General features: G+C 69.6%; 4 protein-coding genes. 3 read left to right on the forward strand and 1 reads right to left on the reverse strand.

The genetic code is table 11. The features are described 5' to 3' along the window. The first annotated feature begins 85 nt into the window (after positions 1–85). Together ACFZCY_RS43900 and ACFZCY_RS43905 are read left to right on the forward strand one after the other, a co-directional pair. A complete protein-coding gene (locus ACFZCY_RS43900) occupies positions 86–2,530 on the forward strand; it encodes a glycoside hydrolase family 3 C-terminal domain-containing protein (protein ID WP_391187168.1) in 2,445 nt (814 codons plus the stop codon). Between the two features lie 393 nt (positions 2,531–2,923). Continuing rightward, positions 2,924–3,535, forward strand: coding sequence for a hypothetical protein (locus ACFZCY_RS43905; protein ID WP_391187171.1), 612 nt, complete (start codon positions 2,924–2,926; stop codon positions 3,533–3,535). Positions 3,536–3,900: 365 nt separating this feature from the next. On the opposite strand, the gene ACFZCY_RS43910 is transcribed toward ACFZCY_RS43905, so the two are convergent. Continuing rightward, on the reverse strand, positions 3,901–4,494 hold the full coding sequence (locus tag ACFZCY_RS43910) for a tyrosine-type recombinase/integrase (protein ID WP_391187173.1): 594 nt from the start codon (positions 4,492–4,494) through the stop codon (positions 3,901–3,903). Between the two features lie 44 nt (positions 4,495–4,538). Here ACFZCY_RS43910 and ACFZCY_RS43915 point away from each other — a divergent pair, with 44 nt between their 5' ends. After that, the gene (locus ACFZCY_RS43915) at positions 4,539–6,212 is read left to right on the forward strand and encodes an IS1182 family transposase (RefSeq protein WP_391187175.1); all 1,674 of its coding nucleotides are present in this window, start codon (positions 4,539–4,541) and stop codon (positions 6,210–6,212) included. Positions 6,213–6,379: the final 167 nt, after the last annotated feature.

The following is a 6,379-nucleotide window of genomic DNA, read 5'->3' on the forward strand; positions in this document are numbered from 1 at the left end:
CGCGCGACCCCGGCGACGTACGTCTACCGCACACACCACGCGGTGAAGATCCCGCTTCCCCGCACCCACCGAGAAAGGCAGCACCGTGTCCGCCAACCCCGCCGCCCCCGATGCGCGCGAACTGCTGGGGCGCCTGACGCTCGCCGAGAAGGTCAAGCTGCTGACCGGGCGTGACTTCTGGTCGACGTGGCCCCTGGAAAAGATCGGACTGCGGAGCATCCTCATGTCCGACGGTCCCTCCGGGGTACGCGGGCCGGTCTGGGACGAACGCGAGCCCTCCCTGAACCTGCCCAGCGCGACCGCCCTGTCGGCCTCCTGGGACGACGCCCTCGCCTACCGCTACGGCGCGGTCATCGCCCAGGAAGCCCGTCACAAGGGCGTCGACGTGGTGCTCGGCCCCACCATCAACCTCCACCGCTCCCCACTGGGCGGGCGGCACTTCGAGGCGTTCAGCGAAGACCCGCTGCTGACCGGCCGCCTCGCCGCCGCCTACGTGCGAGGCATCCAGGACAACGGCGTGGCCGCGACACCGAAGCACTACATCGCCAACGACTACGAGACCGACCGCTTCACCGCCTCCACGGAGGTCTCCGAGCGCACACTGCGCGAGGTGTACCTGCTGCCGTTCGAGAAGGCCGTGACCGAGGCACGGGCCTGGGCCGTGATGAGCGCCTACAACGCCGTCAACGGAGTCACCGCGACCGAGAACGACCTTCTGGAAACCCCGCTGAACTCGGAGTGGGGCTTCGACGGCGTCGTGGTCAGCGACTGGACGGCCGTGCGCTCGACGAACGCCGCCAGCGCCGCCCAGGATCTGGAGATGCCCGGACCCCGCGGAGCCTGGGGCGACGCCCTGCTCGCCGCCGTCGAGTCCGGCGCCGTCGACGAGGCGGATATCGACCGCAAGGTCCTGCGCATCCTCGCCCTCGCCGCGCGCGTCGGCGCCCTGGAGGGCACCAAGGCAGTAGAGCCGGCGACGGCTGACTCCGACACCCCGTTCGCCCGCGAGGCGGCGGCGGAGGGAATGGTACTGGTGCGCAACACCGGTGGTGTGCTGCCGCTCGACCCCGGTGCGGTGACCCGGATCGCCGTCATCGGGCACAACGCGGACCGCGCCCGCACCCAGGGCGGCGGCAGCGCCACCGTCGTGCCGGAGAAGGTCGCCAGCCCCCTCGACGGCATTCTCGCCGCTTTCCCCGAGGCCGACGTCGAATACGCGCTCGGCGCCGTCGCTCAGGAAGGCGTCGCCGAACTGCCGCTGGACACTCTCACCAACCCCGCCACCGGTGAGCCGGGGGTGCGCGTACGCTTCCTGAACGAAGGGCGCGAACTCTTCACCGAGGACCGCCGCGCCACCCGCCTCGTCTGGTTCGGCGGAGACGCCCCGGTCGACCGCTCCGACACCCTGGAGATCACCACCCGCTACACCTCCCCCCGCACCGAGACGCTGCGCCTCGGCGTCGCCGCCCCAGGAGTCTCACGCATCTGGGCCGACGGGAAGCTCGTCCTGGACGCCGATGCCCAGCTCGCCGACGAACAACTCGGCGCCGCGTTCCTGCACCCGCCGACCACGTCCGCGGCCGTCCAGGTGACCACGGGCCAAGCGGTGGACATCCGCGTCAAATACCAGATCCCCAAGGACACCGGCCTCGCCGGAGCCCTCGCGTACACACTCGGAGCGGAGGCGGACGACTCCGACCCCGACGGGCTGATCGAGCGCGCTGCCGCCGCGGCGGCGTGGGCCGACGTGGCGGTGGTCGTCGTCGGCACGAACAGTGAGGTCGAGTCGGAGGGCTTCGACCGGACCTCACTCGCCCTACCCGGCCGCCAGGACGCACTCGTATCCGCCGTCGCCCGCGCCAACCCCCGCACAGTGGTGGCCGTCAACTCCGGCTCACCGGTCGAAATGCCCTGGCGCGACGACGTCGCCGCCGTCCTGCTGACCTGGTTCGGCGGCCAGGAATACGGCAACGCGCTCGCCGACGTGCTCACCGGATCCCGCGAGCCCGGCGGCCGACTGCCCACCACCTGGCCGGCCCGGCAGAGCGATGTGCCCGTGCTCGACGTCACGCCGGTGAACGGCACCGTGCGGTACGACGAAGGCGTCCACGTGGGCTACCGGGCCTGGCTGCGATCCGGCACCGCCCCCGCCTATCCGTTCGGATACGGACTCGGCTACACCACCTGGGGCGTGGACCGGGCCACCGCCACCGCGGAAGTCGACCCCGGCGGTGCCGTAGAGGTCCGCGCCGAGGTCACCAACACCGGCGGCCGCGCGGGCAAACACGTCGTCCAGGTCTACGCCTCCCGCGCGCGCACGTCCGTCGACCGCCCGGCGCGGTGGCTGGTGGGCCACGCGGTGGTCCGCCTCGCCTCGGGCGCCACGGAAACCGTGAACGTCACCGTCCCGGCCCGCGCCTTCGCGCACTGGGACGAGGGCGCGTGGGCTTATGAAATAGGGGAGTTCACCCTGCACGTGGGCTCAAGCGTCGACGACCTGCCCGCCTCGGTGCCGGTGCGCCTGCGCTGACCGCCGGTCGCAGCGGGGCCTGCGGCTGGCCGGGTACCGGGCCCGGCCCGCCGCGGACGACTCGGCGGCAGCGGACACATCCGCGCGGTGGAACGCGTGCTCGGCGTCACATCGCCGCGGCGCTTGCGGGGTCAAGGTCGACGTAACGAGTACGTCGGTCTCCGCCGAGGGACGCGGACTACGACGAGTACTGGGTCGACCCGGCCAACGCCCGGTTCGCGGACTGCGACCCGTCCAAGGCCGAGATCAAGTGCAAGATGAACTGACCGGCCGCTGCGCCGTGAAGGTGCTGATGGCCCGGCCTGTGTAGTACGGCAAGCGGGGCACGCCTACCCGGTGGACATCGGGTAGGCGTGCCCCGCTTCCCTCTCGTCTACGCCAATGGAGGACACGATGAGTGACATTCTGCCCGCTTGGACCGCCATCGCAGACTGGCTGGCGGTGCACGCACCCGCCTCGCACGCCACCTTACGGCCGGGCGCTGCCGTGGCAGACGTGCGATCCGCGGAGGACCAGTTGGGGATGGGCCTGCCCGCCGACCTGGCGACGCTGCTGATGGTGTGCGACGGAACGGTCGATGCCTCAGCCCTTGACCGCGACCCCGACGAATACGATCCAGGGCTGTTTCTCGCCCAGCACCATCTGCTGCCGCTTGAGGAGATCGCGCACGTCCGGGGGAGCGGAGGGACCACCGATCAGTTCTGGGGTTCCTGGGTGCCTTTCGCCGTCACCGACTACTCCCTGCCTCCGTGGGGCGGCCTGGCAATCGACGCCGAGGGCCGACTCGCTACCTTCAGTCAGGACGCTGGTGAGCCGCCGTCGGAACCGCTCACTTCCCCCGGGCACGGATCCCTCAGCGAGTTCTTGGACACCGTGGCTGAAGCCCTCGCCCAGGGCACCGGCCTGTTGATGGCCGAGGCCACCCCCGGGATTCACCGGGGCGCGCTCGTGTGGGGGCCGTTGCCGGGTGACGGCGCTCCATGGACGCCGGCGCACCCGGAGTAGCGCCCCGAGGCCACCCCTGGACTGGGCCGACCGCGCAATCTGGCTGGAATATCCGTCGCTGCACCTCAGGCGGCGTACGGCTACTCGTGCCACGGCCATGTGGCAGACCGGGGTGCGCCCGCACATTCCTCTCCCGGGTGGGCTTTTGTCCAATGTTGCCAAGCGGTGCATGATGGAAGTGAATGCGAAGCTGGCTTATGGAGGCGTAGTCGTGGGGACCATTTGGGGACCACACGGTGTGCGCGACCCCGCACAACTCAGGCGTTACCACACGTATTTCGCCTGCGGAAAGCGCCGTAATTCCGGGGAATTCGGCGTGCTGGGGTCAAGGGGTCGCAGGTTCAAATCCTGTCGTCCCGACCGTGTTATTGCAGGTCGGAGGCCGTTTCCGCCGGAAGGCGGGGGCGGCCTTTTCGGTTGGTGGTCGTTGGGTGGTCGTAGCGCTTTTCCTCGCGGTCGAGCTGCTTGGCGATGGCATCGACGGCTTGGCGGGCCGCGGGTTTGGTGAGGTGGCCGTAGATGTTGGCCGTGGTGGAGATCGTGGAGTGGCGCAGGGTCTTCGACACGATGGTCAGCTCGACACCGTGGGTCAGCGCCAGCGTTGCGGCGAGGTGGCGCAGGTCGTGGACGCTGGTGCGCGGAACGCCTGCCTGGCGGGCGAGGTAGTGGAAGTGGTTCAGGACATACTCCGGGTGCAGCGGGCGTCCGTCTTCGCGGTGGAAGACGAATCTGAAGTTTCCCCGTGGTCCTGGACACTCTTCTTCTACGCTGCGAGTGCTTGGTCGTTCTGGAGAGCCGCTGGCGTGTCTCGCGGGGCGTGATGTACCCGAAGGCAGCGTGTTTCCGCAGGCGGCGCCGGTTGTAGAAGGTCTCGATGACCCCGTTGCCCAATTGGGTGAAGCCGACGTGATCGTGGGGCGCGTGCCAGCCGGAGCCACGAGTGTGGTGAGCGGTGGCATACGGGCGTGAACAGGACGTCCGGCCGTGGAACGGGGGTGGGACGATGTCCATGCAAGCGGACTCGGGGGCGGATGTCCCCGCCGGAACGCGCGAGGTGGCCCAAGCGGCGTTCCCCAAGGGCTGCTTGGTCATGCGGATCCGGGATGCCCTCGGCCCGCTGTTCTCGGACGAGGAATTCCGGGAAGCCTTCGGAGTCCGGGGGCGTCCCGGTATCTCCCCTGGCCGGCTGGCTCTGGTCAGTATCCTGCAGTTCGCCGAGAACCTCACCGACCGCCAGGCCGCGCACGCGGTGCGGGCCAGGATCGATGTGAAGTACCTGCTCGGCCTGGAGCTGACCGATCCCGGCTTCGACCACACCGTATTGACCGGCTTCCGGGACAGGCTCCTGGCACACGGCCTGGAGGGCAGGATCTTGGACCTGCTCCTGGAACGGCTGGCCGACATGGGGCTGGTTGCCGCCGGCGGGCGGCAGCGCACCGACTCCACACATGTCCTGGCCGCGGTCCGTACCCTCAACCGCCTGGAGTTTGTCGGGGAGAGGTTGCGGGCCGCACTGGAGGCCCTCGCCGCGGCGGCGCCCGACTGGATGCGCGCGTGGATGGCCCCTGACTGGCAGGACCGCTACGGGACACGGGTCGACGCCTACCGGCTGCCAACCGACGAGCAGGAACGCCGTGAGCTCGCCCAGCAGATCGCAACCGACGGATACCGCCTCCTCGAAGCGGCCTTCGCGCCGACGACACCGGCATGGCTGCGTCAGGTGCCTGCTGTCGGTGTTCTGCGCACGGTGTGGGTGCAGCAGTTCACCCGCACCGTCACCGAGGGCGCTGAGGAGGTGGCCTGGCGGGGGAAGGATGATCTCCCGCCGAGCAGAGTACTGATCGCCTCGCCTTACGATCCTGACGCCCGGTACGCGAAGAAACGCGGATCAGCCTGGGTCGGGTACAAGATCCACCTCAGCGAGAGCTGCGACGACGTCACGGAGGCGCGGCGCCCGCACTTGATCACCCATGTGGTCACGACGGACGCCACGGTCAACGACGCGATGGTCGTCGACGCGGTCCATGGCGGCCTCGCCGACCGGAAGCTTCTCCCCGCGGAGCATCTGCTGGATGCCGGCTACACCTCTGCCGAGCTGTTGGTGACCGCGCCGGTCGCTCTCGGTGTGAGCGTCGTCGGCCCGGTCCGGTCGAACAACACCCCGCAGTCGGTGAAGAAGGGCGGTTTCGGCAAGGCCGCCTTCACCATCAACTGGCAGGCCCGGCAGGCCACATGCCCGACCGGCGCCACGAGCCGGTACTGGACGCAGGGAGTGGACAGCACCGGCCGCGAAGCAATCCGGATCCGCTTCGCGACCACCACCTGCGCGCCCTGTCCCGTGCGCGACCAGTGCACCCGATCCATCCAGTACGGACGCCAGCTGACCGTCCGCCCCCAGGATCAGGACGCCATGCTGGAACGCGTACGCGCCGAGCAGGCCACGGACGAGTGGAAGGACCGCTACGCAGCCCGCGCAGGCGTGGAAGGCACCATCCACCAGGCCGTCACGACCACGGGAGCCCGCCGGACACGCTATGTGGGCCTGGCCAAAACACACCTAGCGCACGTTCTCACCGCAGCAGCAATCAACCTGATCCGTCTGGATGCCTGGTGGAACGACACCCCACTCGCACGCACCCGCACATCACGGCTGGCTGCTCTCGCCCTTGCCGCATGAGCGAATTGGGCAACGGGGTCTCTCGATGAAGGTGAAGACCTCGGCGCGGCGGTGGCCCGGTCGGGCCAGACCCGGGTGCCGATCTCCTCTTTGAGTACCGCCCAGAAGCTCTCGGCCGCCGCGTTGTCATAACAAGACCCGGTTCGGCCGGTGCTCTGCCGGAGCCC

Origin of the sequence: Streptomyces sp. NPDC007983, assembly GCF_042958345.1 — a bacterium.
In the GTDB taxonomy this organism is placed as follows: domain Bacteria; phylum Actinomycetota; class Actinomycetes; order Streptomycetales; family Streptomycetaceae; genus Streptomyces.

Coding starts and splice junctions, on each gene's coding strand:
- ACFZCY_RS43910 (WP_391187173.1), bottom strand. CDS start 4,494: ATGCCACCGCTCACCACACTCGTGGCTCCGGCTGGCACGCGCCCCACG.
- ACFZCY_RS43915 (WP_391187175.1), top strand. CDS start 4,539: ATGTCCATGCAAGCGGACTCGGGGGCGGATGTCCCCGCCGGAACGCGC.
- ACFZCY_RS43905 (WP_391187171.1), top strand. CDS start 2,924: ATGAGTGACATTCTGCCCGCTTGGACCGCCATCGCAGACTGGCTGGCG.